The 26,099-nt window shown below is 68.1% G+C and carries 28 protein-coding genes and 1 pseudogene; 16 read left to right on the top strand and 13 right to left on the bottom strand.

Annotation, left to right across the window (positions count from 1 at the left end; genetic code table 11):
- Positions 1–239 precede the first annotated feature (239 nt).
- From B0F77_RS08305 to B0F77_RS08290, 4 genes are all read left to right on the top strand, one after another.
- Positions 240–1,928, top strand: coding sequence for a peroxidase family protein (locus B0F77_RS08305; RefSeq protein ID WP_086662215.1), 1,689 nt, complete (start codon positions 240–242; stop codon positions 1,926–1,928).
- Between the two features lie 160 nt (positions 1,929–2,088).
- Complete coding sequence (locus B0F77_RS08300; RefSeq protein ID WP_086662214.1) at positions 2,089–2,448, top strand: hypothetical protein; 360 nt, start codon at positions 2,089–2,091, stop codon at positions 2,446–2,448.
- A gap of 72 nt (positions 2,449–2,520) precedes the next feature.
- Positions 2,521–3,750, top strand: a complete 1,230-nt coding sequence (locus B0F77_RS08295; RefSeq protein ID WP_086662213.1) for an MFS transporter — start codon at positions 2,521–2,523, stop codon at positions 3,748–3,750.
- Positions 3,751–3,794: 44 nt separating this feature from the next.
- Complete coding sequence (locus B0F77_RS08290; protein ID WP_086662212.1) at positions 3,795–5,210, top strand: serine hydrolase; 1,416 nt, start codon at positions 3,795–3,797, stop codon at positions 5,208–5,210.
- Between the two features lie 27 nt (positions 5,211–5,237).
- Here B0F77_RS08290 and B0F77_RS08285 read toward each other — a convergent pair whose 3' ends face one another.
- Genes B0F77_RS08285 through B0F77_RS08275 form a run of 4 tightly spaced genes read right to left on the bottom strand, consistent with a single transcriptional unit; the run spans position 5,238 to position 7,268 of the window.
- On the bottom strand, positions 5,238–5,828 hold the full coding sequence (locus B0F77_RS08285; protein WP_086662211.1) for a nitrile hydratase subunit alpha: 591 nt from the start codon (positions 5,826–5,828) through the stop codon (positions 5,238–5,240).
- Positions 5,821–6,087, bottom strand: a complete 267-nt coding sequence (locus B0F77_RS50695) for an SH3-like domain-containing protein (RefSeq protein ID WP_211293717.1) — start codon at positions 6,085–6,087, stop codon at positions 5,821–5,823. Before B0F77_RS50695 ends, B0F77_RS08285 begins: the two co-directional genes overlap by 8 nt.
- Positions 6,080–6,331 (bottom strand): SH3-like domain-containing protein, encoded by a 252-nt coding sequence (locus tag B0F77_RS50690; RefSeq protein ID WP_211293716.1) that lies wholly within the window; start codon positions 6,329–6,331, stop codon positions 6,080–6,082. The genes B0F77_RS50695 and B0F77_RS50690 overlap by 8 nt, the downstream gene beginning before the upstream one ends.
- 1 nt (position 6,332) lies before the next feature.
- Entirely contained in the window at positions 6,333–7,268 is a 936-nt protein-coding gene (locus tag B0F77_RS08275; protein ID WP_086662210.1) for a TIGR01777 family oxidoreductase, read from the bottom strand.
- 322 nt (positions 7,269–7,590) lie between these two features.
- Between B0F77_RS08275 and B0F77_RS08270 the strand changes: the two genes are divergently transcribed.
- Together B0F77_RS08270 and B0F77_RS49670 are read left to right on the top strand one after the other, a co-directional pair.
- Positions 7,591–8,721, top strand: coding sequence for an HNH endonuclease signature motif containing protein (locus B0F77_RS08270; RefSeq protein ID WP_086662209.1), 1,131 nt, complete (start codon positions 7,591–7,593; stop codon positions 8,719–8,721).
- Positions 8,722–9,080: 359 nt separating this feature from the next.
- Positions 9,081–9,386 (top strand): annotated as a pseudogene (locus B0F77_RS49670) (IS481 family transposase); the annotation flags it as partial.
- Positions 9,387–9,536: 150 nt separating this feature from the next.
- Here B0F77_RS49670 and B0F77_RS08265 read toward each other — a convergent pair.
- Positions 9,537–9,938 (bottom strand): helix-turn-helix domain-containing protein, encoded by a 402-nt coding sequence (locus tag B0F77_RS08265; protein WP_158102644.1) that lies wholly within the window; start codon positions 9,936–9,938, stop codon positions 9,537–9,539.
- 48 nt (positions 9,939–9,986) lie between these two features.
- On the opposite strand from B0F77_RS08265, the gene B0F77_RS08260 reads away from it, so the two are divergent.
- Complete coding sequence (locus B0F77_RS08260) at positions 9,987–11,186, top strand: MFS transporter (RefSeq protein WP_086662208.1); 1,200 nt, start codon at positions 9,987–9,989, stop codon at positions 11,184–11,186.
- Positions 11,173–11,700 (top strand): hypothetical protein, encoded by a 528-nt coding sequence (locus tag B0F77_RS08255; protein ID WP_143466634.1) that lies wholly within the window; start codon positions 11,173–11,175, stop codon positions 11,698–11,700. Before B0F77_RS08260 ends, B0F77_RS08255 begins: the two co-directional genes overlap by 14 nt.
- A gap of 11 nt (positions 11,701–11,711) precedes the next feature.
- On the opposite strand, the gene B0F77_RS08250 is transcribed toward B0F77_RS08255, so the two are convergent.
- The 3 genes from B0F77_RS08250 to B0F77_RS08240 all read right to left on the bottom strand — a co-directional run bounded on the left by B0F77_RS08250 (position 11,712) and on the right by B0F77_RS08240 (position 13,773).
- Positions 11,712–12,092, bottom strand: coding sequence for a class I SAM-dependent methyltransferase (locus B0F77_RS08250; protein ID WP_158102643.1), 381 nt, complete (start codon positions 12,090–12,092; stop codon positions 11,712–11,714).
- Between the two features lie 60 nt (positions 12,093–12,152).
- Complete coding sequence (locus B0F77_RS08245; protein WP_086662205.1) at positions 12,153–12,560, bottom strand: VOC family protein; 408 nt, start codon at positions 12,558–12,560, stop codon at positions 12,153–12,155.
- A gap of 67 nt (positions 12,561–12,627) precedes the next feature.
- On the bottom strand, positions 12,628–13,773 hold the full coding sequence (locus tag B0F77_RS08240) for an acyl-CoA dehydrogenase family protein (protein ID WP_086662204.1): 1,146 nt from the start codon (positions 13,771–13,773) through the stop codon (positions 12,628–12,630).
- Between the two features lie 159 nt (positions 13,774–13,932).
- Here B0F77_RS08240 and B0F77_RS08235 point away from each other — a divergent pair, with 159 nt between their 5' ends.
- Both B0F77_RS08235 and B0F77_RS08230 read left to right on the top strand, forming a co-directional pair.
- Complete coding sequence (locus B0F77_RS08235; RefSeq protein ID WP_086662203.1) at positions 13,933–14,595, top strand: winged helix-turn-helix transcriptional regulator; 663 nt, start codon at positions 13,933–13,935, stop codon at positions 14,593–14,595.
- A gap of 99 nt (positions 14,596–14,694) precedes the next feature.
- A complete protein-coding gene (locus tag B0F77_RS08230) occupies positions 14,695–15,123 on the top strand; it encodes a DoxX family membrane protein (protein ID WP_086662222.1) in 429 nt (142 codons plus the stop codon).
- Positions 15,124–15,434: 311 nt separating this feature from the next.
- Here B0F77_RS08230 and B0F77_RS08225 read toward each other — a convergent pair whose 3' ends face one another.
- On the bottom strand, positions 15,435–15,809 hold the full coding sequence (locus B0F77_RS08225; RefSeq protein ID WP_086662202.1) for a PH domain-containing protein: 375 nt from the start codon (positions 15,807–15,809) through the stop codon (positions 15,435–15,437).
- 116 nt (positions 15,810–15,925) lie between these two features.
- Here B0F77_RS08225 and B0F77_RS08220 point away from each other — a divergent pair, with 116 nt between their 5' ends.
- Positions 15,926–16,420, top strand: coding sequence for an SgcJ/EcaC family oxidoreductase (locus B0F77_RS08220; RefSeq protein ID WP_086662221.1), 495 nt, complete (start codon positions 15,926–15,928; stop codon positions 16,418–16,420).
- Here the strand turns inward: B0F77_RS08220 and B0F77_RS08215 are convergent.
- From B0F77_RS08215 to B0F77_RS08205, 3 genes are read right to left on the bottom strand one after another with little or no spacing between them, the layout of a single operon-like run.
- On the bottom strand, positions 16,401–17,645 hold the full coding sequence (locus tag B0F77_RS08215; protein ID WP_086662201.1) for a sensor histidine kinase: 1,245 nt from the start codon (positions 17,643–17,645) through the stop codon (positions 16,401–16,403). The two genes, B0F77_RS08220 and B0F77_RS08215, sit on opposite strands and share 20 nt — an antisense overlap.
- The gene (locus B0F77_RS08210; protein ID WP_086662200.1) at positions 17,642–18,295 is read right to left on the bottom strand and encodes a response regulator transcription factor; all 654 of its coding nucleotides are present in this window, start codon (positions 18,293–18,295) and stop codon (positions 17,642–17,644) included. The genes B0F77_RS08215 and B0F77_RS08210 overlap by 4 nt, the downstream gene beginning before the upstream one ends.
- A 9-nt stretch (positions 18,296–18,304) precedes the next feature.
- Positions 18,305–18,856, bottom strand: a complete 552-nt coding sequence (locus B0F77_RS08205; protein WP_086662199.1) for a DUF6886 family protein — start codon at positions 18,854–18,856, stop codon at positions 18,305–18,307.
- A gap of 18 nt (positions 18,857–18,874) precedes the next feature.
- Between B0F77_RS08205 and B0F77_RS08200 the strand changes: the two genes are divergently transcribed.
- On the top strand, positions 18,875–19,900 hold the full coding sequence (locus tag B0F77_RS08200; protein ID WP_143466633.1) for a hypothetical protein: 1,026 nt from the start codon (positions 18,875–18,877) through the stop codon (positions 19,898–19,900).
- A gap of 112 nt (positions 19,901–20,012) precedes the next feature.
- On the opposite strand, the gene B0F77_RS50505 is transcribed toward B0F77_RS08200, so the two are convergent.
- Positions 20,013–20,246, bottom strand: a complete 234-nt coding sequence (locus B0F77_RS50505; protein ID WP_086662197.1) for a MarR family transcriptional regulator — start codon at positions 20,244–20,246, stop codon at positions 20,013–20,015.
- 187 nt (positions 20,247–20,433) lie between these two features.
- On the opposite strand from B0F77_RS50505, the gene B0F77_RS08190 reads away from it, so the two are divergent.
- From B0F77_RS08190 to B0F77_RS08175, 4 genes are all read left to right on the top strand, one after another.
- Positions 20,434–21,546: a cytochrome P450 gene (locus tag B0F77_RS08190; RefSeq protein ID WP_086662196.1), complete on the top strand. Its 1,113-nt coding sequence runs from the start codon at positions 20,434–20,436 to the stop codon at positions 21,544–21,546.
- A gap of 392 nt (positions 21,547–21,938) precedes the next feature.
- Positions 21,939–22,916, top strand: coding sequence for an ABC transporter permease (locus B0F77_RS08185; protein ID WP_086662195.1), 978 nt, complete (start codon positions 21,939–21,941; stop codon positions 22,914–22,916).
- 16 nt (positions 22,917–22,932) lie between these two features.
- Positions 22,933–23,910 (top strand): ABC transporter permease, encoded by a 978-nt coding sequence (locus B0F77_RS08180; RefSeq protein WP_211293714.1) that lies wholly within the window; start codon positions 22,933–22,935, stop codon positions 23,908–23,910.
- Entirely contained in the window at positions 23,910–26,039 is a 2,130-nt protein-coding gene (locus B0F77_RS08175) for a dipeptide ABC transporter ATP-binding protein (protein WP_086662194.1), read from the top strand. The genes B0F77_RS08180 and B0F77_RS08175 overlap by 1 nt, the downstream gene beginning before the upstream one ends.
- The last annotated feature ends 60 nt before the right edge of the window (positions 26,040–26,099 follow it).

Genomic DNA, 26,099 nt, shown 5'->3' with positions numbered 1-26,099 from the left:
TATCCAGCACGTGCTGGATACCAGGACATACTGTGACGCAGCTGAGAGTTTCGCCGGCGAGATGGCCGAGCTGCCGGTTTTCACGGATATTCCGGACCACCTCGTATCCGCTGTGTGACCACGTTTTGGTTGTGCTCAAAAGCTTCGACGGTAATTTCCGCCATCTGGAGACTGGTGGTGGGGCAGGTGCTTGTTGGGGAGAACATGTCGCCTGACACAGGGGAAATACAGGGGGATATATGAAGAGGCACGTGCGCGACAGTTTCTTCGTCGTGGGCGAAGGTGTGCTGGAATTCGACGGCGAAGGTGAGGCCACCACGCGTCAGCCCTCCACGGCGGAGGAGTTGCGCAGGTTCCGGTTCTCGCGACTCGGGCCCAAGGGCCCGCGGACGGACGAGGCGTTGCGCGAGGCGCTCGCGAACGCGATGACGCCGTCCGGCGCCCAGCCCGACTCGGCGGACCCGGCCGTGCCGGCGGGGTTCACCTACCTCGGTCAGTTCGTCGACCACGACCTGACGATGGACCGCACCGAGTCGCAGCTCGGCCAGGACGTCAACGTGGACGAGCTGCTGCAGGGCCGCTCGCCGGCGCTGGACCTCGACTCGGTCTACGGCCGCGGTCCGCGCGACAAGGACGACCAGGTCTTCTACTCCGAGGACGGCGTGAAGCTCAAGATGGGCATCACCTCGGAGGCGGGACCGGGGTTCCCGCCGATGGAGGGCTTCGACCTGCCGCGCCGCGGTGGGACGGCGGGTACGCCCGCGGACCGGCGCGCGCCGCTGATCCCGGACCCGCGCAACGACGAGAACCTGGTGATCGCGCAGACCCACCTGGCGTTCATCCGGTTCCACAACCGCGTGGTCGACGAGCTCGCGCTCACCGGCCTCACGGGCGACCGGCTGTTCCGCGCCGCCAAGGAACTCGTGGTGCGGCACTACCAGTGGATGCTGAGGACGGACTTCCTTCCGCGCGTCGTCGACCCGGCGATCGTGGACGACGTCTTCACCAACGGCCGCAAGTTCTTCGAGGTGCCCGGCAAGCACTACGGGCACGGCAACACGCCGACGATGCCGATCGAGTTCTCGGTCGCGTCCTACCGGCTCGGCCACAGCATGGTCCGCGAACAGTACGAGTGGAACCGGGTGTTCAACTCGGTGCCAGGACTCGGGCTCGTGCCGGGAACGCTGTTCCTGCTGTTCGTGTTCACCGGCACCTCGGGCAACTTCGACCCCAGCTCGGCCGTGCCCGACCTGGACGACGTGAACCGGGGCACCGTCTTCACGTTGCCCAGCAACTGGATCGCGGACTTCCGCCGCCTCTACGACTTCACCGAGGCGGACCGGGACGACCTGGTGCCCCCGGCGGAGTTCGGCGGCGGCAACGTCACCAAGCGGATCGACACACTGCTGGTGGACCCGCTGCGGCAGCTGCCGGCCGGCACGTTCGGCGGCCGCGGCACGCAGTTCCCGGAGATCCAGCGCAACCTCGCGTTCCGCAACCTGACCAGGGCGAACATGATGGAACTCGCCACCGGTCAGCAGCTCGCGGAGCTGTTCGGGGTCGAGCCGCTCACCGCCGAGCAGATCCTGGTCGGCAACGGTGGCGCGAACCTGGACTCGCTGACCGAGGAGCAGAAGGCGCAGCTGGTCGAGGCGACGCCGTTGTGGTTCTACGTGCTGCGTGAGGCGGAGGCCAACAACGGCCTGATGGGTCCCGTGGGCGGCCGGCTCACCGCCGAGGTGTTCCACCGGGCCATCGAGGGCAGCCGGATCTCGATCGTGCGCTCGCCGTACTGGCGGCCCACGCTCGGGCCGGACTCCAGCACGTTCCGCATGGTCGACCTGCTGCTGTTCGCCTTCGAGGGCAAGGCCGACCTGCTGAACCCGCTCGGAGACCCGCCGCAGCCTCCGGCACAGCCCAGCAGCTGATCTCCCTCGCTCCTCCTGTCTGGCTGGGTGGTGGCAGCCAGACAGGAGAGGGAGATCGATGTTGCGTCCAGAAACCACACGCCGCGAAAGCACGGAAGAACGCCTGACTCGTTTTGCGCGAGAGTCCGGAATTCCGCTGCTGCGCATTGGACTGGGGGTCGTGTACCTCTGGTTCGGCGTGCTGAAGCTCTTTCCCGGTGGCAGCCCTGCCCAGGATCTCGTCGAACGCACGGTGTCCGCGCTGACGTTCGGGATCATCCACGGGGATTTGGCCCGACTGAGTGCCGCGATCACGGAAATCGGGATCGCACTGGTTCTGCTGAGCTTCCGCGCACCGCGATTGTGTGCGGTCCTGCTGATCGGTCACGTCGTGCTGGTGTCGACACCGCTGGTGTTGTTCCCCGGTGAGATGTGGGCCGGTCCGCTGCAGGCGTCGTTCGAAGCCCAGTACATCCTGAAGAACCTGGTGACCGTCGCCGCCGCGGTGGTCATCGCCTCATCGCACCCGAGGGTGCGGTAACCGGGAGCCGCTCGGTCCCCAGGCTGGGCGGCTCCCGGCAATTCCATTGAGCACGGCGGTACGGTGCGATTCATGGGGGAATCGCTCGCGCCGTTGGCGCATCCTGCTTTTCGCTGGCTGCTCAGCGCCCGCGTGTCGACCGTGGCCGGCAGCGCGATGGCGCAGATCGCGCTGGTGTTCGCCGTGCGGGACGTGACGGAGTCGGTCACCACGCTCGGCGTCGTCGTGGCGGCGCGCTCGATCGCGAACCTGGTGTTCCTGTTGTGGGGCGGGGTCCTGGCGGACCGTCTGCCCCGCCAGTTCGTGCTCGTGGGGTCGTCCACGGTGTCGGCGCTCAGCCAGGGACTGCTCGCCGTCCTGGTGCTGACCGGATCGGTGTCTATCGCGGCGTTCGTGGTGCTGGCGGTGGTGAACGGCATGTCGAGCGCGTTCTCGTTCCCCGCCTCCGCGGCCCTCGTCCCGCAGACCGTGCCCGTCGAACTGAGGCAGAGCGCCAACGCGTTGCTGCGCCTCGGCCTGAACTCGTCGATGATCGCGGGTGCGTCGCTGGGCGGCCTGCTGATCGCGTTCGTCGGCCCCGGCTGGGGTCTCGCGGTCGACGCGCTGTCGTTCGCGCTGGCCGGTCTGTGCTTCTCGTTCGTGCGGGTGCCCGCCGCTGGTGTCGCCGCCGAGCACAAGCCCGGTGTGCTGTCCGAACTGCGCGTCGGCTGGACGGAGTTCGTGTCGCGGACCTGGGTGTGGCTGGTGGTCGTGGCCTTCACGTTCGTCAACGCGGCCTACGCCGGCGGCACGATGGTGCTCGGCCCGGTCCTCGCGGACACCGTGATCGGACGGGAAACCTGGGGATTCGTGCTGGCCGCGCAGACGGCGGGCATGCTCGTCGGAGCTGTCGTCGCGCTGCGGATCAGGGTGCGCCGGATGCTGCTGCCCGGCGTGGCGTGCGTGGGGGCGTTCGCGGGCCTGCCCCTGGCGCTGGCCCTGTACCCGGAGCCGTGGCTGCTGATGGTCGCGGCCTTCGTGTGCGGGCTGGGCATGGAACAGTTCGGGGTGGCGTGGGCGACGTCGCTGCAGCATCACGTGCCGGCGGACCGGCTCGCGCGGGTCTACTCCTACGACATGCTCGGGTCGATGGCGGCGGTTCCGCTCGCACAACTGGTGATCGGTCCGGTGTCGGGGGTCGCCGGGATCACCGCGACCCTGCTGGGCTGCGCGGCGATCCAGGTGGCCGCGACGCTGTTGATGGTGGCCTCGCGGTCCGTGCGGTCGGTGGAGAGCGCTCCCTCGGCGCAGCCGGTTCGCTGAACTCGGTACGCTCGGGCGAGATCCACTTCAAACTGGGGAAGTGAATGAAGCTCAAGAGATTCACTGTGCTGTGCGCTGCTCTCGCACTGACGGGTGCCTCCCTGGCACCGGCGGCGGCCTCTGAGGACGCCCACCAGAAGTTGGCGGAGCGGCTGCGCGCGGCGATCGTCGCGCAGAACTTCAAGGACGTCATCGACCTGACCCCGCCGGAAACCGCCACCGCCGCGCGGTCGGCCGGTCAGCGGGAGAAGTACGACCAGAGCCCGGCCGAGCTGATGCGGAAGGCGCAGGCGCGGGCGCAGTCTCGGACCGTGTCGGCGGGCAAGCCGTTGCACCAGACGCCGAACATGGACGCGGCGATCATCGAGCTCGACCCGCTGGGCCGTCCCGCGACGGTGGCGAACGTGCTGCTCAGCCCGCAGTACCCGAACGGCGTCGTCGTGCCGGTCAAGCACAAGGGCCTGTCCACCGACCAGGTCCGGTACCGCTGGTGGGACGACACCGAGTGGGACGTCAACGGCGGCAAGGGCACGCGCGACGTGCTGGCCGGCCGGGAGAACGCGCCGATCGACTTCTCGTCGCCGTACCCGGCGTCGGTGCTGAAGCTGATGGTGGGCTTCGGCGTGCTGCGGCTCGCGGACGAGGGCAAGCTCGACCTCGACGCGGACTACGTCTACGACCCGAACCCGGTGCGCGAGGCGTGCGGCGGGCCGACGGTCAAGAAGATCCGGCAGCACTTCGACGAGATGATCACGAAGTCGCAGAACGAGTCCACCTGCGCGCTGATCAAGATGATCCACGACCTGAAGGCGTGGGACCAGGTCAACAAGTCGTTCGTCGACCTCGGCATGCCGACGCTGACGATCGTCGACACCATGCCGGGCAACGGCGGCCGGTGGCTCGGCTCGAACATGAGCGGCCTCGACACCGCGAAGCTCCTGCTGCTGGTCAACGGCGGCGCGGGTGTGCTGTGGACGACCGACCAGGGCAAGGCGATCACCCGCAACGAGCTGTCGTACTCGTCGCGGAAGTTCTTCCAGGAGACGCTGGCCGGTCAAGCTCACAACGAGATGCTGTCCACGCCGAACTGGTGCGGCCGCGACTACCCGGTGCAGGGCATCCCGCAGCAGGTGCCGGCGCGCTGGATCAAGCCGGACGGCACGGTGACCGCCGGCGACGCGGTCTACGACCGTGACGTCCGCCCGTGCAACGAGGCCGCCGAGGTGACCTTCGCGCACAAGACCGGCTGGGTCGACACCACCGGTTCCGACGCGGGCATCGTGAAGTCGTTCCGCGGCAAGGACAACCGCAACTACATCGTCGTGGTGTTCTGCAACCTGGGCACCGACTACGTCGACGCGAACCGTCCGGCGGACCCGCCCGGCGTGTTCCCCGTGCTGTACACGCAGAAGTACGCGCAGCTCGGCAAGGCGATCGACGACATCATGAAGAAGCTGTAGTTCCGGTTGATCGGCACCGCGGCCGAACTACACCGCCGCGGTGCCGATCAGTCCGTTGCGCGTCACCTTCGCGGCCAGTTCGGCCTCGGTCAGGTTCTCGGTGTCCGCGGGCCGGCGCGGCAGGACCATGTACCGCGACTCGGCGTTCGCGTCCCACACCTGGATCTCGGTGGTCTCGGGCAGGGTGAGCCCGAACTGCTCCAGCACCTCACGCGGATGGCTGACCACCTTCGACCGGTAGGCCGGACTCTTGTACCAGGTCGGCGACGGTCCGAGCAGCGAGAGCGGATAGCAGCTGCAGAGCGTGCACACGATCACGTTGTGCACCTGCGCGGTGTTCTCGACGACGTGCAGCCGTTGCACCTGCAGCCCGCCGCCCATCGACAACCCGAGCTCGGGCAACGCCTCGTTCGCGTTCTCCAGCAGCCGCGTCCTGAAGCCGTCGTCCACCCACGCCCGTGCGACCACCCGGAAACCGTTGGCCGGTGAGGCTTTGTGCGCGAACGCTTCCAGCACCTGGTCCAGTTCCCGCGCGTCCAGCAGCCCCTTCTCCTCGAGGATCGCTTCCAGCTCCCGGACGCGTGCGGCGATCGGGGAGTCGTCGTGGTCGTCACTCATCGCTGAGGTAGTCCTCCCAGAGGGACAGGGTCACCGTGTGGCCGCCCTGCCCGAACAGTTCGCGTGCGGAGAACCGCACCAGGTACACCTGTTGTGGCTGCTCGATTCCTTGCGCGCTCAGATCCGCCAGCGGATGCACGCCGTCGCTGCCGATCACCGTGCCGACGTGGCCGCGCGCGTAGTGCGGCAGCCGCGTGTGGTGATCCGGGTCCACAGTGGACGTCCGTACCCGATCGCCCGTCCGATAGCGCTCAGACAACGCCTTTCTCCTTGAGCAGCGTCTGGATCGCCCGGAACCAGTTCTCGTAGTACGACGACTCGTGCGACATCGTCCGTTCGACGGCGTCCCGGAACTCGTCCAGGTTGTAGATGTCGCGCCCGATCAGGGCCCGGTTCATCGCGAGCACGTGCGCTTCCCAGTCGGCGTGGAAGGGCGGCTCGTCGAGCTCCTCCACGACCGGCCCGAACCCGTCCAGCCCGCCGACGTCGTTGATCCTCGGCATCTCACCTCCTGCGCTGGGGCGATCTCCTCTGGGCCAGATTCTGCGCCGCCTCCCGCCAGTTCGGGAAGTGGAACTCGAATCCGGCCTCGGTGAGTCGTTGCGGCACGACCCGGCGGCTCTTGAGCAGCAGCTCCGTGTCGCTCCTGAGCACGAACGCCCCGATCTCGGCCATCCAGCTCGTCGCGGGCAGCCCGACCGGCTGGTGCCAGGCCTTCCGCAGCTCGCGCATGAAGTCCCGCTGCGGCAACGGATCCGGTGCCGCGAGGTTCACCGCGCCCTCGATCGGCTCCCTGATCAGCAGCGCGACCGCCCGCACGAAGTCGTCGTCGTGGATCCACGAGACATATTGCCGTCCGCCCGCGATCGGCCCGCCGAGGCCGAGCCGCGCCATCCACGACAGGTAGTCGAACACACCGCCCTTGTCCGGACTCATCACCATCGCCGCCCGGAGTGCGACTTTGCGGGTGTGCGGAGTGTCGGCCTCGTCGAGCTCCGCTTCCCACCGCTTGGCGATCTCGACGCTGTACGCCCAGTACCCCGGCACACCGGGCTCACGCCCGCCGATGATCCCGGTCTTCTCGTCGTTCGGCGCGTCGAACCGATGCGCGTAGATCGTCGCCGTGCTCATCTGCAGCCACACCCGCGGCGGGTTCGCGGCCTTGGCGATCGCCTGCCCGACCACGCGCGCCGAATCCACCCGTGACCGCATCATCTGCTGCAGGTTCTCCGCCGTGTACCGGCAGCTCACGCTCCGCCCGGCCAGGTTGATCACGACGTCCGCGCCGTCGATCTCGGCCGCCCAGTCGCCGAGCGTGCTGCCGTCCCACCGCACGCCGCTGCTCCTGCTGATGATCACCACGTCGTGGCCCGCGGCTTTGAGCGCGCGGCTCAGCACTCCGCCCACCTGGCCGGTGCCGCCTGGAATCACGATCTTCATGTGCTTGGCCCCCTCGGTGTCTGACGCTAGTGCTTTGGAGCTGAGAGTTGTTTCAGGCACGCCTTGCGGCGACCCGGCACATGCCCTCCTTCGTCGGGCGTGTGCCGGAACGGATTTCTGTGGTTGCGTTGATTGGGCGGTTGCGGGGCGTGGCCCATTTACGTTGTTTGAGTTCCGGGGGCGTGCGTGGTTGCTAGTGGTTGCGTGCCGTAGAGAGAAAACGACGCACGGGCTATACGGCGGCATGTCTGAGCTGGGGTTTCACCCTGTTGAGTGGCTGGATTTGGTCATTTTGGTTTTTGATCAAGAATAGAATTGAAGTATGGAAGCGGTCGAGGTTCTCGATGCCCTGGCTTATCACGAGAGGGAAATCGCCTATCATCAGGCGCAGTCGTTGCGTGTGCTCGCCGACTATGCGATCGCGTGTGAAGGCGAGGAGTTCTTCGACGCCGAGATCGCGGCGGCGATGCGGTGGACGTCGCGGTGGACCAGCGATCAGATCGCCCTGGCTCTTGACCTTGCGTCGAAGTTGCCGCGGACGCTGGACGCGTTGGAGAAGGGCGAGATCGACCTCTACAAGGCTCGTGTCCTGCACGACAAGACCGGGCCGCTGTCCGCTGATCTCGCGGCCGAGGTGGAGGAGCGGGTGCTGGCCAAGGCACCGGAGCAGACCGGAGCGCAGATGCGGCAGCTCACCAGCCGGGTCGTGATGCGAGTGGATCCGGAGGGGCACAAGGAGCGGGCTGAGGAGCGCAAGAAGCAGCGGTGCACCGGGATTGACGCGCTGGAGGAGGACATGGCGCGGTTCTGGGCTTATCTGCCCGCGCATCTCGCTACCGCCTGCTACGCCCGCGTCGACGCCATCGCCCGCCAGACCACGAGCCCGACCGATCCGCGCACCCTCGACCAGGTGCGTGCTGATGTGGTCGCCGACCTGATCCTCGCCACGCCGGACAAGACCAGCGCGGTCAAGGTCGAGCTGTATGTCGCGGTGTCCGCGGCGACGCTGATGGGCGTGTCCGAGCAGCCCGGTGAACTCGCCGGGTACGGGCCGATCACCGCCGACCTGGCTCGTGAACTGGCCGGGGACTCCACCTGGCGTCGTCTGCTCATCGATCCGGCGACCGGTGAGGCCCTGGAGTTCGGCACGTCCACCTATCGTCCGCCCGCCGCGCTGCGCAGGTTCGTGTGGACTCGTGATCGCACGTGCAGGTTCCCGGGTTGCACCCGCCAGGCCCAGCACACCGACCTCGACCACACGGTCCCGTTCCCGCTGGGCACCACCTCGGCGGCCAACCTCGGCGCGTTCTGCCGACGGCATCACCGGGTCAAGCACCGCACCGCCTGGGAAGTCACCCAGCCCAAGCCCGGCAGATTCTGCTTCCGCAGCCCGGCCGGAAAGACCTACCACCGCGAACCGGAACCAGTGCTCGGCGACCCTCCGCCGTTCTAAGCGGGCTGCCGGAAGTTGTGTCCGTTACTCGTCTGGCGCTCTGCCCTGGGCTCTCATGGCGTCTGCAAGTACCACCAACTCAACATCAACAGGCGTGTTTCTACACCCAACAGGGGTCGCTTCCCTCTGAGAACACTGCAGCGGCGACGAGATCGGGTGTAGTTGACGGCGATTCGATCAAGAGTTGGTGGTACTTGCAGGACACTGTGGGCACCCAGCGAGGCCAGAGGTTTCGGATACCACTTTCGGCCAGGTGCTTAGGTGTAGCTGGCCAACAAGTTGGTGACGGTATGTCGGCTTGAAGTCAGTCACCACCGCCGGAGGCGCCCACGTGGTGAGCCGCGCTGCGGGCGGTCCGGATCAGTGCCCGCACCGGCGTCCCCGCCCGCACCGTGTCACGGGTGCTGACCCGGCACGGCGTGCCACGGCTGGACGAGTGTGACCCGCTGACCGGGCAACGCATCCGCGCCACCCGCCACTCGCCGCTACGAACACCCGCACCCCGGCGACCTCGTCCACCTGGACGTCAAGAAGATCGGGAAGATCCCACCCGGAGGCGGCTGGCGCGCCCACGGCCTGCGTCCCGGTTCCCGTCGAGGCCTGGTCGCGACGACGTTCACGCCGCCATCGATGACCACTCCCGGCTCGCCCAAGCCGAGATCCTCGACAACACCGCCCTATCCGCAGCGCCGCCGCCGTGGTCTGATCACTGCAACACTGAACGCGGTCACCACGTACTCGACGGCGCCCACCCATCAGCCGCGTTCAGTCGACCAAGTACATCTACTCCAGGAAATCCGCCGAGAGCGAGCGGCTCAAGCCGGATGCCGCGCGATCAACACCATCGCGTCGAGCAACCGCCACCAGTCCTGCTCACCCGCCTCGACGACCCGCCCCACCGCGGCCAGCGCGGCGATCACCTCGGCCGGATCAGCGTCGATCTCGGTCACCGCGCGCTGAAACCGATCGGTGCGCCGCAATCGCACAAGTGTCTGCGGTAGTGGCGAAGGCGCTTCCTGGGACTCCCCGAACGAGATTCGCAGCTCGGTGCCGAGCGCTCCGGCCAACCTGGCGAGCGCGCCGGTGGTCGGATTGCCGCGCCCGTTCTCGAGGTTCGCGATGTACGGCACGGACAGGCCCGCGCCGGCCGCGACCGACGCGACCGTGCGGCCACTGGCTTGACGGAGAGAGCGCAGCGTTGGTCCCAGGGAGTCCACGACGGCTATCTTGACAGAACACTTCCGTGCTGTCTCTATCTTGTGGGTATGAGTGTCTGGGGGATGAGGGACTTCCGGTTCCTGTGGGGTGGGCGCACGATCAGCCTGCTCGGGTCGTGGTTGCTGGTGGTGGCGGTGCCGGCGCACGTCTACGCGTTGACCGGGTCGGTGTTCGCCGCCGGGTTGACGCTCGCGGTGGAGTATCTGCCGGCGTTGCTGCTCGGACCGTTCGCCGGGGTGATGGTCGATCGGTGGGACCGGCGGCGGGTGATGATCGCGGCGGATCTGTTCCGCGCTGCGGCCGTCACGGGGATGATGGTCGGCACACCGGTCGCGATCTACGTCGCCGTGATCGCGGAAAGCGTTGGGGCGGTGGTGTTCCGGCCGGCAGCCCAGGCGCACGTGCCGGCGGTGGTGGGGACCGGGCCGGCGTTGAGCAGCGCCAACTCCTGGAACGCCGCCGCGGACGGCGTGGTGCGCTTGGTCGGGCCGGTGCTCGGGGGAGCTCTGCTCGCGTGGGCCGGGTTCGAGGTGCTGGTGGCGCTGGATGTCGCCAGTTATCTCCTGTCGGCCGTCGCGATCGCCTGCACTCGCGGGAGTTCCGGATCCGGTACCGAACGGCCGGGCTTGCGAGATGGGTTGAAAGCGTTGGGGGAACTGAGGTTGGCGCGGGTGTTGCTGCCGTTGAGCGGCGTGTTCCTGATGGCCAACGCGTCGCTGAGCGCGCTGCTGGTGCCGTTCGGCGTGCAGCGGTTCGGTGGGACGACGCAGGTCGCGGTGGTGCTTTCCGCGCTCGGCGTGGGATTTCTGGGCGGGGCGGTGCTCGTCCGGTGGCTCGACCGGATCGAGCTGCGCGTGACGCTCGCCGGGGCGCAGTTGATGACCGCTGCCGGATTCGTGGTGCTGTTCAGCGCGGCGGAGCTCAGGGTCGCGATGGCTGCCGCGGTGGTGATCGGGACATTCGGATCGGTCACGCTGATCGCGCCGCAGACCGCTTTGCAGCGAGTGGTGCCGAACGAGGTGCTGGGGCGGATCGCCGCGGTCTTCCTGGCGGTGGAGGCGTTGGCGACGCTCGTCGGGGCGGTCGCGGGGCCGTGGCTCGCGGAGAGCGTGTCCGTGCGGTTCGCGGCGATGGCGGCGGCCGCGGTGACCGCACTGGGAGCGTTGGTCGGTGTCGTGACCGTTCCGCGGGTCATGCTCGCCGCGAAACGCTCGAACGAACACGCGCACGGTCATGCGTCGGGGTAACACGGCGGCGGCGCAACGCCGATGTACCGGTGTGCGCATCGCCCTCCTCGCCGCCGCCGCGTTCCTGCTCGCCGCGTGCACGTCCACCCCGCAAGCCGCCCCGACGCAGGCACCGGAGACCCCGACCACCGTCGAACAGCCCGCCGGCAACGGCCCGAACTGCGCCAACGCCAACTCGTCCGTCGTCGGCAAGGCGCTCGGGCTCAGGCTGCAGGGTCAGCAGGAGACCGTTGAGAAGGCGGTAACGACCTGCAAGTACGTGGGTTCCGGCATGCCGGTCGAGGTGCGGTTCACGACGAACGCGACGGCCAAGTCGTTCGCGGCGGGCAAGCCGGAGGAGGCCAAGGCCGTCGACGGCTTCCAGGACGAGGCCTACGAGGTGACGGCCGGCGGTTCGGAGACCGCCCAGCACACGGTCGCCGCGCGCAAGGGCAAGACGCAGGTCGAGGTCGTGTCGCCGGCCGGCGTCGAGCCGTCGAAGAAGCTGATCAGCGACCTGCTCAGCCGGATCTGACCCGGCAGGAGCTAAACGGGTACGTCGAAGAACGAGAGCACGCGCGCTCCCGGTGCGAGCCAGGGGCGCAGCAGCTCGTGCGCGCGGCTGGGATCGCGGTGGAACAGGCCGACGCGCACCGCGAAGACCAGGTCGAACCGGCGGTCGCCGAGGTTCATGTCCTCCAGCGACGCGATCAGGAACTCGGCCTTGCCGGACGCCACGTACGGGGCGTTGCGGCGGGTCGCGGCCTCGACCATCTTCGTCGAGCGGTCGATCGCGGTGAGGGTGCCGGTGGACAGCAGCTGGCACACCATCGTGGCAGCCACGCCCTGACCGCAGCCGATCTCCAGCACCCGCTCGTGAGGGCGGATCGCGAGTTGGTCGACCACTCCTCGCAGACGCTCGCTCATGGTCCACATGATGCGTCAGCACGGCTGGCGGGGCCACCACGGCGGCCCCGCCACGGTCCGTCAGCGCGGTGTGCCGATGTTGACCATCCAGCTGATGCCGAACTGGTCGACCAGGTCGCCGTACTCGTCGCCCCACATCTGCTTCTCCAGCGGCGTACCGATCTTGCCGCCCTCGGCGAGCTGGGCGAAGTGCTCGCGCAGCACCTCGTCGTCGCCCGACAGGGAGATCGTGATGGTGTCGCCGGGGTGGTAGGGCATGCCGGGCGGCGTGTCGGAGGCCATCAGCGTGTAGCCGGACTCGGTTTCCAGCTGCGCGTGCATGATCTGGTCGGCCTGCGGCGAGTCCTGCATGCCGAACTCGCCGAAGGTGTTCATCTTCAGCTCGCCGCCGAAGACCGACTGGTAGAACTCCATCGCCTGACGCGCGGAGCCGTCGAAGCGCAGATACGGGTTGAGGCGAGTAGCCACCGGAATCGCTCCTTAGAAGAGACGGGCCCGAATACTCGCAAACCCTTGGCGTGCCTACAACTTGAACCTATTCCGTGACACCTGAGTCACCCTGAGCGACCTTGCCCGCGTACATGAGTGTGGCTTCCGGGGTGAGCGGGTGGAACGTCCCGGCGCGCACGTCGCGGTAGGCGCGTTCGAGCGGTGAACGCCGGAAGAACGACCGTCCACCCAGGACCTCCATCGCGGTGTTCACGACCTCGATCGCCTCCACGACGGCCTGGCGCTTGGCCAGCATCACCGTGACGGTCGACTCGGCGTTGGCCGTGTAGTCGTCGCCGAGCTCCTCGATCGAGCCCATCAGCGACCACCACGCGGTGCGCAGCTTGTAGTCCATCAACCCGATCTGCCGCACGGCGTTCTTCGAGGTCGACCGCACGGCCACGTCCCGCGCACCCGCCGCGATGCCGAAGTACGTCGCCCCGCACACCGGCGCGAAGTGGACGACAGCGGCGAACAAGGGCACGCCGAACTCCCCGTACGGCCGCCGTGCCGCGATCTTCTCGGCCGGGATGAACACGTCCTCCAGCACCACGTCGTGGCTGGCCGTGCCGCGCATGCCGAGCGTGTCCCAGGTTTCCTCGATGCGCACGCCGTCGGCGTTCAACGGCGCGCTGAAGTGCAGCACCTCCTCGCCGAGAACGGCCGACGTGGCCACGACGTTCGCGCGCGGTGACTGGCTGCAGAACGACTTGCGCCCGGACACCAGGAACCCGCCGTCGACCGCCGTCGCCGTGGTCGTGGGCCACAGCCAGTCCGATCCGCCGCTGGTCGCGATGACCAGGCCTTCCGCGGCCACGCGCCGCAGCACGCCCTCCGCGTCCGGCGCGCCCTTGCGTCTGCGGTATCCCTGCATCAGCGTCAGGTACAGGTGCATGGTGACGGCCAGGGCGGTGGCGCCGTCGTGCCGGGCGAGCTCGGCCTGGGCGTAGCAGACCTGGCGCATCGTGGCGCCGAGCCCGCCCAGGTCCTCGGGTACGGCCAACGCCAGGTAGCCCTCCTCGCGCATGGCCTCGTACGCCTCGGTCACGAACGTCGCGTCGCGATCGTGCTCGGCCGCGTTGGCCGCGGCAATGGCGCCGATGCGGGCGGCCATCTCCACGAACTTGGCGTCGTCGTCTCTGGTGACGGTCGGAAAGGTGCCGGTCACCCGGGGTGTTTCAAGAGTTGTCATGCGACGAACGTAAGAACTGACAAGCCCCGCAGGTAGTTCTGAAAGTGAACCGGACGGCGGTAACGAAACCGGCGCCGCGGCGGAGACTTCCCTCGTGAGGACCTATGCACTGTGCCGTCGAGCGCCGCAAAAGATCTACGTGGAGCGGAGGCTGTCGCTGTGAGGACGTATGCGCAGTACTGCCCGATCGTTCGCGCCGTCGAGGTGCTGGGCGACCGGTGGACGTTGCTGATCGTGCGCGACATGCTCGTCGGTGCCTCGCGCTTCAACGAGCTCTCGCGAGGCCTGCCGGGACTCTCGCGCGCCCTGCTGTCCCGCCGGCTGCGGCAGCTCGCCACCGCGGGCCTGGTGACGCGCAACGGTGACGGCTACTCGCTGACGCCGGCCGGACAGGCGTTGCGGCCCTTGGTGTTCGGCCTCGCCGACTGGGGCGCCCGGTACGCGTTCGGCGACCCGCGCGCCGACGAACTCGACCCCGAGGTGCTGATGTGGTGGATGCACGGCCGGGTCGACACCGGCACGCTGACCCGCCGCGCCACCATCGAGATCCGCATCAACGACCGTCACCGCACGTTCTGGCTCGTCGTCGAACCCGGCGATGCGTCGGTCTGCTACACCGATCCGGGCCTGGAAATCGACGCGGTCCTGGCCTCCGACATCGCGACGCTCTACCGGATGTGGGAGGGCGAGTTCGAACTGCTCGACGCCGTGCGCGCGGGCACGATCGAGCTGACCGGCCCGCGGTGGGTGGTGCGCGGCCTGCCGGACTGGCTCAAGCTCAGCCCGGTCGCCGAGTACGTTCGCGCAGCTCGCAGCACCTGAGCGAAACTTTTCAAGATTTTTCTGGGTGATGTGTCGATCCGGTGTGGTGGCCGTTCGACGCATCAGTGGAAGGACACCACAGCCCAGGAGGAACCCGAGATGACCGCCACCGCCGCCCCTGCCACCCGCAAGATCGCCGTCGGCCGGTACGCCACGATCGTCACCCGCGTGCTGATCGGTCTGCTGTTCACGACGACCGGCTTGAACGGGTTCCTGAACTTCATGCCCGCACCGGATCCCAGCACGATGGCGCCCGCCGGGGTGGCGTTCACGACCGCCCTCTACGCGACCGGCTACATGCTGCAGCTGGCCTCGGGTGTCCAGCTCGTCGCGGGCGTCCTGCTGGTCGCCGGCCGGTTCGTGCCGCTGGCGCTGGCGATCCTGGCGCCGATGGTCGTGAACATCTTCCTGATCCACGTGTTCCTGGAGCCGTCGGGCCTCGGGATCGCGATCGTCGTGGTCGCCGCCGAGATCGGTCTGGCGTGGGCGTACCGCGACAAGTTCCGCCCGATGCTGCAGGCGCGGTGAGTGCTGCTCACCAGAACCCACAAGCGAAATCCCCCGCAGGCCACGTGCCGGCGGGGGATTTTTCGTTGTGGGGCAAGACTTTTCTGCCCGGAATGTCGAAACGAGCGGGTGTGGTTCGACGTATCTGTGAGAGCCGGAAACGTTGGAAGGGAACGGAAATGTCCACCACCCGCTGCGCCACCGTCATCATGCGAGTGCTGGTCCGCAGCCGGGTCGCGCCCGCCGTCCTGACCGTGCTGAACGTCCTGCTGGACACCAGCCACGTGGTCACCGCGCTCCTGCTGGCGCTGGCGGAGGTCGCCGTGGTGTTCCTACCGCACGAAGGCGGCCAGCAGCGCCTGCACCTCGTAAACGTCGACGCCCTTGCCGAACTGCTTGGAGATCGGCACGTCACTGCTGGAGACCCAGATCTTCAGCTCCGCGTCGAGGTCGAAATGGCCGGCCGTCTCGACTGAGAACTGCGTGATCGCCTTGTAGGGCACCGAGTGGTATTCGACCTTCTTACCGGTCATGCCCTGTTTGTCGACCAGGATCAACCGCCGGTCGGTGAACAGGAACGAGTCGCGCACCAACTGGTAGGCCGCGTGGATCTGTTCCCCCTGTGACAGCAGCCGCCCGAACTCCTGCGCGGCCGCCCTCGGGTCGAGCTTCGACGCGTTCCCCATCATTCCGCTGAGAAGTCCCATACGTCCAGGTTTACCAGGCTTTCCAGAAGCTTGTCCGAACGCTGGACCGCTCCTGTCCGAACGCTTCCCCGCCTAACCCGATAGTGGATCTCAACAGCCACACGATCGGATGGGTGATGACATTGCGTAAGAGCATCCTGGGAGCTGTCGGACTGGCCGGAGTTGCCGCTCTCGTTGCCGGTTGCTCCAGCGCCCCAGCGCAGACGACCGCCAACGCGGCCACGAAGCCGAGCGACGAGCAGATCAAGGCGCTGTTCGTCGACTGGAACGCAGCCCTCGCGACGGGTGACCCCCAGAAGGTGGCCGACCGCTACGCTCCGAATGCGGTCCTGCTGCCCACGGTGTCGAACCAGGTGCGGTCCACCCGCGCCGAGATCGTCGATTACTTCGTGAAGTTCCTGAAGAGCAAGCCGAGCGGCACCATCCTCGACTCGCACGTCGCGGTGCTCAACGCCGACGACGCGATCGACGCGGGCACCTACCGGTTCGCGCTCACCCAGGACGGCAATCCGACCACTGTGGACGCCCGCTACACGTTCGTCTACGAGAAGATCGATGGGAAGTGGCTCATCGTGAACCACCACTCGTCGGCTATGCCGGAGAAAGTCTGATCCGCACGCACAGCCCGCCACCGGACGCGGCCTCCAGCGACACCGCGCCGCCGTCGTCGGTGACGAGCTGCTTCACGATCGCGAGGCCGAGACCGGACCCGCCCTTGCCGGTCAGGCCCTGACCGCGCCAGAACCGGTCGAACGCCCGCGCGCGTTCCGCGTCGGGCAGTCCCGGCCCCGAGTCGATGATCTCGACCAGGCCCGGGCGGGTGGTGCGGACGAGGATCGTGGCGCCGTCGGGGGACACCTCCAGCGCGTTGGACAGCACGTTGTCCAGTACCTGCTCGAGGTGTCCCGGCGTCGCCAGGACCCGGATGTCGAAGCCCTCGCTGACCAGCGAGATCGAACGTTCGTCGGCGGCGGCGCGCCAGGCGGTGAACCGTTCGGCGACGACGTCGAGCACCTGCACGGGTTCGGGGTGGGCGACGTCGGCCTCCGCGCGGGCCAGCGCGAGCAAGCCGTTGACCAGCCGTGACATCCGCACGACCTCGGCGGTCGCCATCTCGACGTCCTCGCGCACGTGCGGGTCGTCGACGCCGTCGGCCACGTTGTCGAGCGACAGCCGCAACGCTGTCAGCGGGGTGCGCAGCTGGTGCGAGGCGTCACCGATGAACGCCCGCTGCGAGCCGACCAGCGTGTCGATCATCTCGGTCGCGGTGTTCAGCGTGCGGGCGAGCGTGCGGGTCTCCGGCGGCCCGGTCTCCTCGGCGCGCGCGGTCAGGTCGCCGTCGCGCAGCCGTGCCGCCATGTCGTTCAGCTCGCGCAACGGCCGGGTGACCCGCCGGGCCAGCCACAGCCCGAGGAACGCCGCGATGATCAGCACCCCGACCGCGAGCGCGGCCCGGAAACCCCAGATGTACCACAGCCGGTCGATGATCGGACCGTCCGGATAGGACAGCCGGATCGCGCCGACGACCGTGCCGTCCGGCTGCTTGGCCTGCACGGTGAGCTTCAGACCCTCGGAGTCCCAGATCTTGTTCTCCGGTTCCGGTCCGAGGACGTCGATCCGGCCGAGCGTCTGCCGTTCGTAGGCGTCTATCAACGCGCTCAACGACCGCGTGTCGCCGGAGGCCAGCAGCAGCGCGGCGGTCTGGGCCTCGCGCCGCGCGGTGTTCTCCGCATCGCCGAAGAGCTGGTTGTTCAGCGTGAACGCCACCGGCACGGTGAACGCCGCGATCGCGACCGCGACCAGGAGCACGTAGCTCCAGGCGAGCTGCCGGATCACGTGAGCACCAGCCGGAAGCCCACACCGCGCACCGTTTCGAGCGAGGCCGCGTCACCGAGCTTGCGGCGCAGCACCCCCACGTGCACGTCCAGCGTCTTGGTGGGGCCGAACCAGTTCTCGTCCCACACCGCCTCCATGATCTGCTCGCGGGTGAACACCGCGCCCGGCTCCTCGGCCAGGAACGCCAGCAGGTCGAACTCCTTCGGCGTCAGCTCCAGCTCACCGCCGTCGAGGTGCACCCGCCGCCCGCGCCGGTCGATCCGCAGCCGTCCGTGCTCCTGCGGCGGTTCTTTCTGCGTGGGCTGCGCACGCCGCATGACCGCGCGAATCCGTGCGACGACCTCACGCACGCCGAACGGTTTGGTGACGTAGTCGTCGGCGCCGATCTCCAGCCCCACGATCCGATCGACCTCGTCGGACCGTGCGCTGATCACGATGATCGGCACGTCACCGCGTGCACGCAGCTCACGGCAGACGTCCAGGCCGTCCATGTCGGGCAGTCCGAGGTCGACGAGCGCCAGCACGAAGTCGTCGGCCGTGAGCGCCTCAGTACCCGTGCGCACCCAATGGACGTCGAACCCGTAGCGGGACAACCCGCGTGTGAGCGATTCCGCGATCGGCTCGTCGTCCTCCACCAGCAGCACCCGCATGGGCGCAGATCATTCCACCCGACGTTTCAGAGCGTTCCTCAACCGGATACCGCTCCACTCCAACGTGCTCGCGGTCACCGCGTCCCAGAACGGCCACAGGTCCGGCAGCACCCGCAGCGCGATCCCCGCCTGTTCGTGCAACTCGAACAGGTCACCGACCCTCTCGGCGGGCCCCAGCGGGGTGACGGGCTCGCTCGCCACCATCGCGAACCCGCGCCCCTCCCCGTCCTCTCCGAACGGCTGGAACGGCCCCGCGTCGAACCGGTACGCGTACAGCTCGACGGTTCGCATCCGCTCCAGCCACCCGTACTCGACCGCGTGCACCCTGACCCCGCAGCCGGGCCCGATGATCCGCTCGCGGTCGTCGTCGGTGGTGCCGGAGGTCGTCCACGCCATCACCCGCGGGCACTGCCGCGGAAACCAGTAGTCGGGGGACCGGTCCCAGCCCACCGTCCACACGTACTCGCCAGGCTGCTGCGCGGTGGCCGCGAGGTGCGGCACGAACCTGGTGATCGAAGGATCTTCGGAGAAGTGCAACACCTGACCGGATTCGGGGCGCATGTGGTCATACTGGCGCGCATGCGGAGGCTGATGCTCGCGGTTCTGCTTGTCCTCACCGGCTGCTCCTCGGGTGGGGACGGCGGTGTCGGCTTCACCGCCGTCGACCTCACGGCGACCCCGGAGGCGTTGGGCACGCACGGCGACATGCTGGTGATCGGCACTCGCCCGTCCGACCATCCGGAACTGGTCGTCCGCACCAAGGACGGCAAGCTGAGCAACGCGAGGCTCACCCCCGCGACCCCGTACGGCAGGGAAGCGCACTGGTACGGCATCACCTCCGACGGCACCACGATCACCGGCGTCGGCGGCGAACGCGGCGGCGCGCACGGCAACGTCCGGTGGAGCGCCTGGACCGGCGACACCGCCCAGGTCGTCGAGAAGCCGCAGGGCTTCAGCACGTTCGGCGGCTACGGCGCGGGCGAGCTGATCGGCCCGGTCCGCACGGCCGGGGGCCCGCTGATCATCGGCACCTGGCAGAGCGCCAAGGCGGGCCTCGACATCGCGGCGTGGACCTACGCCGCGGACACCTGGAGCCGCCAGCCCTCCGCCGGAACCGTCCTGGAGAGCTCGCAGGAACTCCTCCGCTTCCCGCTGGCCGTCACCCCGGACGGCGACGGCGCGCTGGTCGTCGGCTGGCAGATCGCCAAAGGCGCGGTGAGCGCGGCCGTCTGGCGGTTCGACGGCAAGACCTGGACGACCGCGGTGCTCCCGGACGGCGACGCCGCGCTGGCCGCCCGCTGCTGGGACGGCACCTGCCACGTCGTCGGCCGCGGCAAGGGCAAACTGGCCTGGTGGTCGGGTTCGGGCTCGGACTGGAAGAAGCTGACCACCCCGGACATCCCGGTCGCCGACAATCAGAACCTCGCCGCCCCCGTCCTGCTGGGCGGCGTCCCGACCCTGATCGTCGACCACGGCGGCGTCAAGCTCGTGTCCGAAAAGGACGAACGGCCGGCGGACGGCCCCACCGGCGAGGTCGTGGCGGCGGAGAAGGCGGGCGATCAGGTGTTCGTGATCGCGGGCGGCCGGCTGTGGCGGCTCACGTAGCGGCTCACCTAGCTGGTCACCGGGCCAGCAGGGCGCGCAGGGTTTCCAGGCCGTCCAGCACGGCTTTGCGTTCGGCCGGGGACGCCGTCTCCAGCGCCAGGGTGAGCCTTCCCTACGGGCCTTCCACCAGGTTCTGCTTGTACTGCTGCATCGGCGCGGTCACCTGCACCCGTGTGTAGCGACGGTCCTGCGGGTCGGTCTCCCACGTCACCAGTCCGCGCGCCTGCAACCGATCGACGATCCCGGACGTCGTTGAGTGCAACCGGTTGAGCCGCCGCCCATCTCGGAATCGATCCGGCCTCGCCCCCCTCCCGGGAGCCCGAGGCCCCCACTCAAATCGTCCCATCCCGCACCGACGGTCCCGCCGCGGCAAGATCGACAATGCCTGAGTTGTCCACAGGCACTGAGTTATCCACAGATCCCCGAACTCGCGGCCTGACCAGCAGCTTTCGGCGGTAGGCTGGAAGTTGGGGGGATCCCCGCTGGCACACCGACGACGACGCGTCACGTACGACCGTTAAGGGAGCCTGGCGATGCCGATCAAACGCGTACCCACCCCGGCCGGCGACGAAGCCTGGCTCGTCACCGGATACGACCAGGTCAAGACGCTGCTGGCGGACCGCAGACTCGGCCGCGGCCACACCGACCCGGACAACGCCCCGAGGTTCACCGACTCCGTGCTCCTGGGCCGGCCGCACCAGGCCACCGAACAGGAGGAGAACGAGCGCCACGCCTGGATGCGCAAGATGCTGGCCCCGGAGTTCTCCGCCAGGAACATGGAGTCGCTGCGCCCGCGGATCCGGCAGGTGATCAACGACCTGCTCGACGGCCTCACCACCCACGCCCAGCCCGCGAACTTCCACGAGCTCGTGTCGTTGCCGCTCCCGGTCCTGGTGATCTGCGAGCTGCTGGGCGTTCCGTACGAGGATCGCGACCAGTTCCGCCGCTGGTCGGAGTCCATGAGCACGCTCAACGACCCGCAGAAGTCGATCGAAGGCTTCACCAGCCTCTGGACCTACATGAACGAGCTGGTCCAGCGTAAGAAGAAGGACCCCGGCGACGACGTCATCACCCGCCTCGTCGGCACCGCGGCGGACGAGCAGATCGCCCAGCTCAGTGCCGGCCTGCTGTTCGCGGGCCACGAGACGACCGTGTCCGCCATCGACCGCGGCGTCATGCTGCTGAGCATCAACCCGGACCAGTGGGACGCGCTCAGGCGAGACCCCGAGAGCATCCCCAGCGCCGTCGAGGAGATCCTGCGCCACCGCTCACTCACGTCGATCCGCAGCGAGGACTCCGGCCTGCCCCGGTACGCGATGGCCGACATCGAGGTCGAAGGCGTCCGGATCCCGCAGGGCGACCTGGTGTTGCTCGGCATCGACCAGGCCAACCGGGACGAGGTCAGGTTCCCGGAGCCGGAGACCTTCGCCCAGCGCGAGTCCAACCCGCACCTCACGTTCGGCCACGGCCCGAGGTTCTGCATCGGCGCCCCGCTCGCCAGGGTCGAGCTGACCGAGGTCTTCCGCGCCCTCACCGGACGGTTTGAGACGTTCGGGCTAGCTGTGGACATCGCTGAACTGCGCCCGAGGACGGAACAGCTGGTCGGCGGAGTGGCCGACCTCCCGGTCCGCTGGACGGCCCAGTGATCGATACAGTAACCGAGCACACCTAACGCGCTCCGCAGCGTGATGCCCGGTTTCGGATCACATTGCGCTGCTTGTCCCACATCTTCCGGCCAATGCATTCACCCGGATGCGTCACATCCATCCGTGGCGCGAGAGTTACTTCACGGTGAATTACAGCGATCCGGACGCACAATGGTCACGCTTGGACACACAATCGCCGAGAGTCAACTGTTGATGTGGCAGTTCGCCCGTGCATAACGCCACGCATGGGTGACTATGGCCCGGTCAGTGGGCCCCCGCGAATCGGTGGGGGTGGGCGGCGGTCCGCCAGATCGGCGGTTAATCTCTTGCAACTCGTCCACTGCAATCCAGTGTGCCGACGTCGCAACCACCGGGGAGAGGACTGAACACGGGTGGCCGGATTTCTGTTGCGGCGGTTGGTCAACTACGTGGTGCTTGCCCTCGTGGCAACGTTCCTCGCGTTCACGTTGGCCTCCGCCACCTTTGACCCGATCGGGGTGTTGCAACAACGCAACCCACCGCCACCGGCGGCATCGATCGAGGCGAAGAAACGAGACCTGCACCTCGACCAGCCGATCCCGCAGCGGTTCGTGACGTGGATGAGCGGTGTGGTGCAGGGTGACTTCGGTCGCACGATCACCGACCGCCCGATCACCGACGAACTGGGCCGCCGGATCGGCGTGAGTCTGAGGCTGTTCCTGCTCGGCATCACGATCGGCATCCTGTTCGGAGTGCTGCTCGGTGTGGTGAGCGCGATCAGGCAGTACAAGTTCAGCGACTACTTCGCGACCTTGTTCAGCTTCATACTTCTCTCGACGCCCGTGTTCGTGCTCGGCACGCTGCTCAAGATGAGCGCCCAGGGCATCAACGACTCGATCGGCACGAACTTGCTGATCTTCGTCGGCGAGGAGACACCGGGCTTCCAGGGCAACTGGTTCGAGCACCTCGGCGACCGGCTGCAGCACCTGATCGTACCGACGCTGACGATCGCGCTCGGCCAGATCGCCTACTACAGCCGCTACCAGCGCTCGTCGATGCTCGACGTGCTGGGCAGCGACTTCCTGCGCACCGCCCAGGCCAAGGGCCTGACCCGCCGCAAGGCGCTGTTCAAGCACGGCCTGCGCACCGCGCTGATCCCGATGGCGACGCTGTTCGCGTTCGGGTTCGGTCTGCTCGTCGTCGGTGGCACGTTCACCGAACGGATCTTCGGCTGGTTCGGCATGGGTGACTGGCTGGTCACCGGCATCTCGGCCCAGGACACGAACATCACGGCCACGGTGACGCTGTTCGTCGCGGTGTGCGTGCTGTTCTCCGGCTGGCTCGCCGACGTGCTGTACGCCGCGCTCGACCCCCGAATCCGTGTGAACTAGGCAAGGTGACGACGACGTGACCGTGATCCTCAACGAGGGCGACTCCGCGGGAACCGCCGGCGCCGCCTCTGGCAGCCCCGTCGACGCGGCGCCCGAACCGGGCAAGGCGATGACGCGTGGTCGGCTCGTGTTCATCCGCTTCCTGCGCAACAAGCTGGCACTGGTGGGCCTGGTGCTCATCGTGGGCATGTACCTGCTGGCGTTCGTCGGCCCGCTGCTGTCGAAGTGGTCCTACGACACGCAGGACTACAGCGCGTTCCTCGAACCGCCGTACGCCGACCACATCTTCGGCACCGACAAGATCGGTACCGACATGTTCGCGCTGACGATGCGCGGGCTGCAGAAGTCGTTGCTCATCGGCCTGCTGGTGGCGCTCATCTCTACCACCGTGGCCGCGATCGTCGGCGCGACCGCCGGCTACTTCATGGGTGCCGCCGACAAGGCGCTCATGTGGGTGGTCGACCTGCTGCTCGTGTTGCCGTCGTTCCTGATCATCGCCATCCTGAGCCCGTGGTTCCGGGGCAAGTCGTGGTTCCTGCTGGTGATCATGCTGGCGGCGTTCCAGTGGATGATCACCGCGCGCATCGTGCGCGGGATGACGCTGACGCTCAAGGAACGCGAGTTCGTGAAGGCGGCCAAGTTCATGGGCCAGCCCGCGCGGACCATCATCGCCAAGCACATCGTGCCGAACATGGCGTCGCTGCTGATCATCGACGCGACCATCAACGTCGGTTCGGCGGTGCTCGCCGAGACGGGTCTGAGCTACTTCGGCTTCGGTGTGCAGTCTCCCGACGTCTCGCTCGGCACCCTGATCGGGCTCAACGCCGAGTCCGCGACGACCTTCCCGTGGCTGTTCCTGTTCCCGGCGGGCTTCCTCGTCGTGTTCGTGCTGGCGGTGAACTGGGTCGGCGACGGGCTTCGCGACGCTCTCGACCCCACCTCCACGCGCGTGCGCCGCAAGGAGAAGAAGGACACCAAGGAGAAGGCCGCCTGATGACCACCTCGGAGATCCAGTTCGACGCGCCGGTGGACCCGGTCGTCGAGGGGCCGGTGCTGCAGGTCGAGGACCTTCACGTGTCCTTCCCGAGCGAGTCCGGCCGCGTGCAGGCCGTGCGCGGGCTGAGCTACCACGTCTCACCCGGCGAGGTGCTCGGCATCGTCGGCGAGTCCGGTTCCGGCAAGTCGGTGTCGTCGCTCGCCGTCATGGGCCTGCTGCCCTCGTCGGCGCGCATCACCGGTTCCATCAAGTTCCAGGGCCGTGAGCTCATCGGCCGCAGCGACTCGGAGCTGTCGAAGATCCGCGGCCGCCGCATCTCGATGGTGTTCCAGGACCCGCTGTCCGCGCTCACGCCGGTCTACACCGTCGGCGACCAGATCGCCGAGGCGATCCTGGTGCACCGCAAGGGCGCCGTGTCCAAGGCGGCCGCCGGCAAGCGCGCGGTCGAGCTGCTCGACCTCGTCGGCATCCCGAACGCCGTCGAACGCGCCAAGGCGTTCCCGCACGAGTTCTCCGGCGGCATGCGGCAGCGCGCGGTGATCGCGATGGCGATCGCCAACGACCCCGACCTGATCGTCGCCGACGAGCCGACCACCGCGCTCGACGTGACGGTGCAGGCGCAGGTGCTGCAGCTGCTCGAAACCGCGCAGGAAGTCACCGGCGCGGGCATCGTGATCATCACCCACGACCTCGGCGTGGTCGCCGGGTTCGCGGACCGGCTGATGGTCATGTACGCGGGCCGTGCCGTGGAAAAGGGCAAGGTCGACGAGATCTACCAGCAGCCGCGCATGCCGTACACGCTCGGTCTGCTCGGCTCGATCCCGCGCCTGGACGTCGGCGAGAAGCAGGCCCTCGTCCCGATCACCGGCCAGCCGCCGTCGCTCACGGACCTCCCCCCGGGGTGTCCGTTCGCGCCGCGCTGCCCGATGGTCGTCGACGCCTGCCACACCGCCGAGCCGCCGCTGATCGAGGTCGACGGGTCGGACGAGCACCAGGCCGCGTGCATCAGGACCGGCGAGATCGCCGCGACCGACGCCGAGGGTGCCGAGGCCGCCGCCGAGATCTTCGGTGCCGAGGTCGTCGACGAGCCCGAGATCGCCAAGGTGCCGCGCGAGCGGCGCGAGATCGTGCTGGGCCTCGACAACCTGGTCAAGGAGTACGCGGTCAACAAGGGCGTGGTGTTCAAGCGCCGCGTCGGCACCGTGCACGCGGTCGCGGGCATCACGTTCGACATCCGCGAGGGCGAGACCCTCGGCCTGGTCGGCGAGTCGGGTTGTGGCAAGACCACGACCCTGATGGAGATCCTCGGCCTGGAAAAGCCGATGAGCGGCGAGATCTCGGTCCTCGGCACCAACGTGTCCTCTTTGGACTCCAAGCGCCGCAAGGAGATCCGCCGCGACATGTCGGTGGTCTTCCAGGACCCGATGGCGTCGCTCGACCCGCGCCTCACGATCAACGACGTCATCGCCGAGCCCATGCAGGTGCACGGGTACGGCAAGGACGAGATCAACCGGCGCGTGCCGGAACTGATGCGGCTCGTGGGCCTGCGGCCCGAGCAGCTGTCGCGCTATCCCGGTGAGTTCTCCGGCGGTCAGCGTCAGCGCATCGGCATCGCGCGGGCCCTCGCGCTCGAACCGAAGCTCGTCGTGCTCGACGAGCCGGTGTCGGCGCTGGACGTGTCCATCCAGGCGGGTGTCATCAACCTGCTGGAGGAGCTGAAGTCCAAGCTGGGTCTGGCCTACCTGTTCGTCGCGCACGACCTGTCGGTGGTGCGCCACATCGCGGACCGGGTCGCCGTGATGTACCTGGGCAAGATCGTCGAGATCGGCGAGGTGGACTCGGTGTTCGACGCGCCGCGCCACCCGTACACGCAGGCACTGCTGTCGGCGATCCCGATCCCCGACCCCGTCAAGGAACGCCAGCGGGAGAGGATTCTCCTCACCGGCGACCTGCCGAGCCCGGCGAACCCGCCGTCCGGCTGCCGGTTCCGCACCCGGTGCTTCCTGCACGCGTCGCTGCCGCCCGAGCAGCAGCGCACGTGCATCGAGCTGGAACCACCGCGCGAGGTGCAGGCCCCCGACCACGAGGCCGCCTGCCACTTCGCCCAGATCCGTCAGGTCCTCTGATGCACCCGTCGCCTCAGAAGAAGACCTGCGAGCACGAAGGAACAGTGTCCCCGGCAACTG

Source organism: Lentzea kentuckyensis (genome assembly GCF_002150765.1).
Lineage (GTDB): Bacteria > Actinomycetota > Actinomycetes > Mycobacteriales > Pseudonocardiaceae > Lentzea > Lentzea kentuckyensis.
This window is presented reverse-complemented; position numbering and strand designations above follow the sequence as displayed.

Bases quoted from the DNA above. Each gene is read 5' to 3' on its own strand.
- B0F77_RS08305 (WP_086662215.1), top strand. From the start codon at position 240: ATGAAGAGGCACGTGCGCGACAGTTTCTTCGTCGTGGGCGAAGGTGTG.
- B0F77_RS08295 (WP_086662213.1), top strand. From the start codon at position 2,521: ATGGGGGAATCGCTCGCGCCGTTGGCGCATCCTGCTTTTCGCTGGCTG.
- B0F77_RS08290 (WP_086662212.1), top strand. From the start codon at position 3,795: ATGAAGCTCAAGAGATTCACTGTGCTGTGCGCTGCTCTCGCACTGACG.
- B0F77_RS08285 (WP_086662211.1), bottom strand. From the start codon at position 5,828: ATGAGTGACGACCACGACGACTCCCCGATCGCCGCACGCGTCCGGGAG.
- B0F77_RS50690 (WP_211293716.1), bottom strand. From the start codon at position 6,331: ATGCCGAGGATCAACGACGTCGGCGGGCTGGACGGGTTCGGGCCGGTC.
- B0F77_RS08275 (WP_086662210.1), bottom strand. From the start codon at position 7,268: ATGAAGATCGTGATTCCAGGCGGCACCGGCCAGGTGGGCGGAGTGCTG.
- B0F77_RS08270 (WP_086662209.1), top strand. From the start codon at position 7,591: ATGGAAGCGGTCGAGGTTCTCGATGCCCTGGCTTATCACGAGAGGGAA.
- B0F77_RS08260 (WP_086662208.1), top strand. From the start codon at position 9,987: ATGAGTGTCTGGGGGATGAGGGACTTCCGGTTCCTGTGGGGTGGGCGC.
- B0F77_RS08255 (WP_143466634.1), top strand. From the start codon at position 11,173: ATGCGTCGGGGTAACACGGCGGCGGCGCAACGCCGATGTACCGGTGTG.
- B0F77_RS08250 (WP_158102643.1), bottom strand. From the start codon at position 12,092: ATGAGCGAGCGTCTGCGAGGAGTGGTCGACCAACTCGCGATCCGCCCT.
- B0F77_RS08240 (WP_086662204.1), bottom strand. From the start codon at position 13,773: ATGACAACTCTTGAAACACCCCGGGTGACCGGCACCTTTCCGACCGTC.
- B0F77_RS08230 (WP_086662222.1), top strand. From the start codon at position 14,695: ATGACCGCCACCGCCGCCCCTGCCACCCGCAAGATCGCCGTCGGCCGG.
- B0F77_RS08225 (WP_086662202.1), bottom strand. From the start codon at position 15,809: ATGGGACTTCTCAGCGGAATGATGGGGAACGCGTCGAAGCTCGACCCG.
- B0F77_RS08220 (WP_086662221.1), top strand. From the start codon at position 15,926: ATGACATTGCGTAAGAGCATCCTGGGAGCTGTCGGACTGGCCGGAGTT.
- B0F77_RS08210 (WP_086662200.1), bottom strand. From the start codon at position 18,295: ATGCGGGTGCTGCTGGTGGAGGACGACGAGCCGATCGCGGAATCGCTC.
- B0F77_RS08205 (WP_086662199.1), bottom strand. From the start codon at position 18,856: ATGCGCCCCGAATCCGGTCAGGTGTTGCACTTCTCCGAAGATCCTTCG.
- B0F77_RS08200 (WP_143466633.1), top strand. From the start codon at position 18,875: ATGCGGAGGCTGATGCTCGCGGTTCTGCTTGTCCTCACCGGCTGCTCC.
- B0F77_RS50505 (WP_086662197.1), bottom strand. From the start codon at position 20,246: ATGGGACGATTTGAGTGGGGGCCTCGGGCTCCCGGGAGGGGGGCGAGG.
- B0F77_RS08190 (WP_086662196.1), top strand. From the start codon at position 20,434: ATGCCGATCAAACGCGTACCCACCCCGGCCGGCGACGAAGCCTGGCTC.
- B0F77_RS08175 (WP_086662194.1), top strand. From the start codon at position 23,910: ATGACCACCTCGGAGATCCAGTTCGACGCGCCGGTGGACCCGGTCGTC.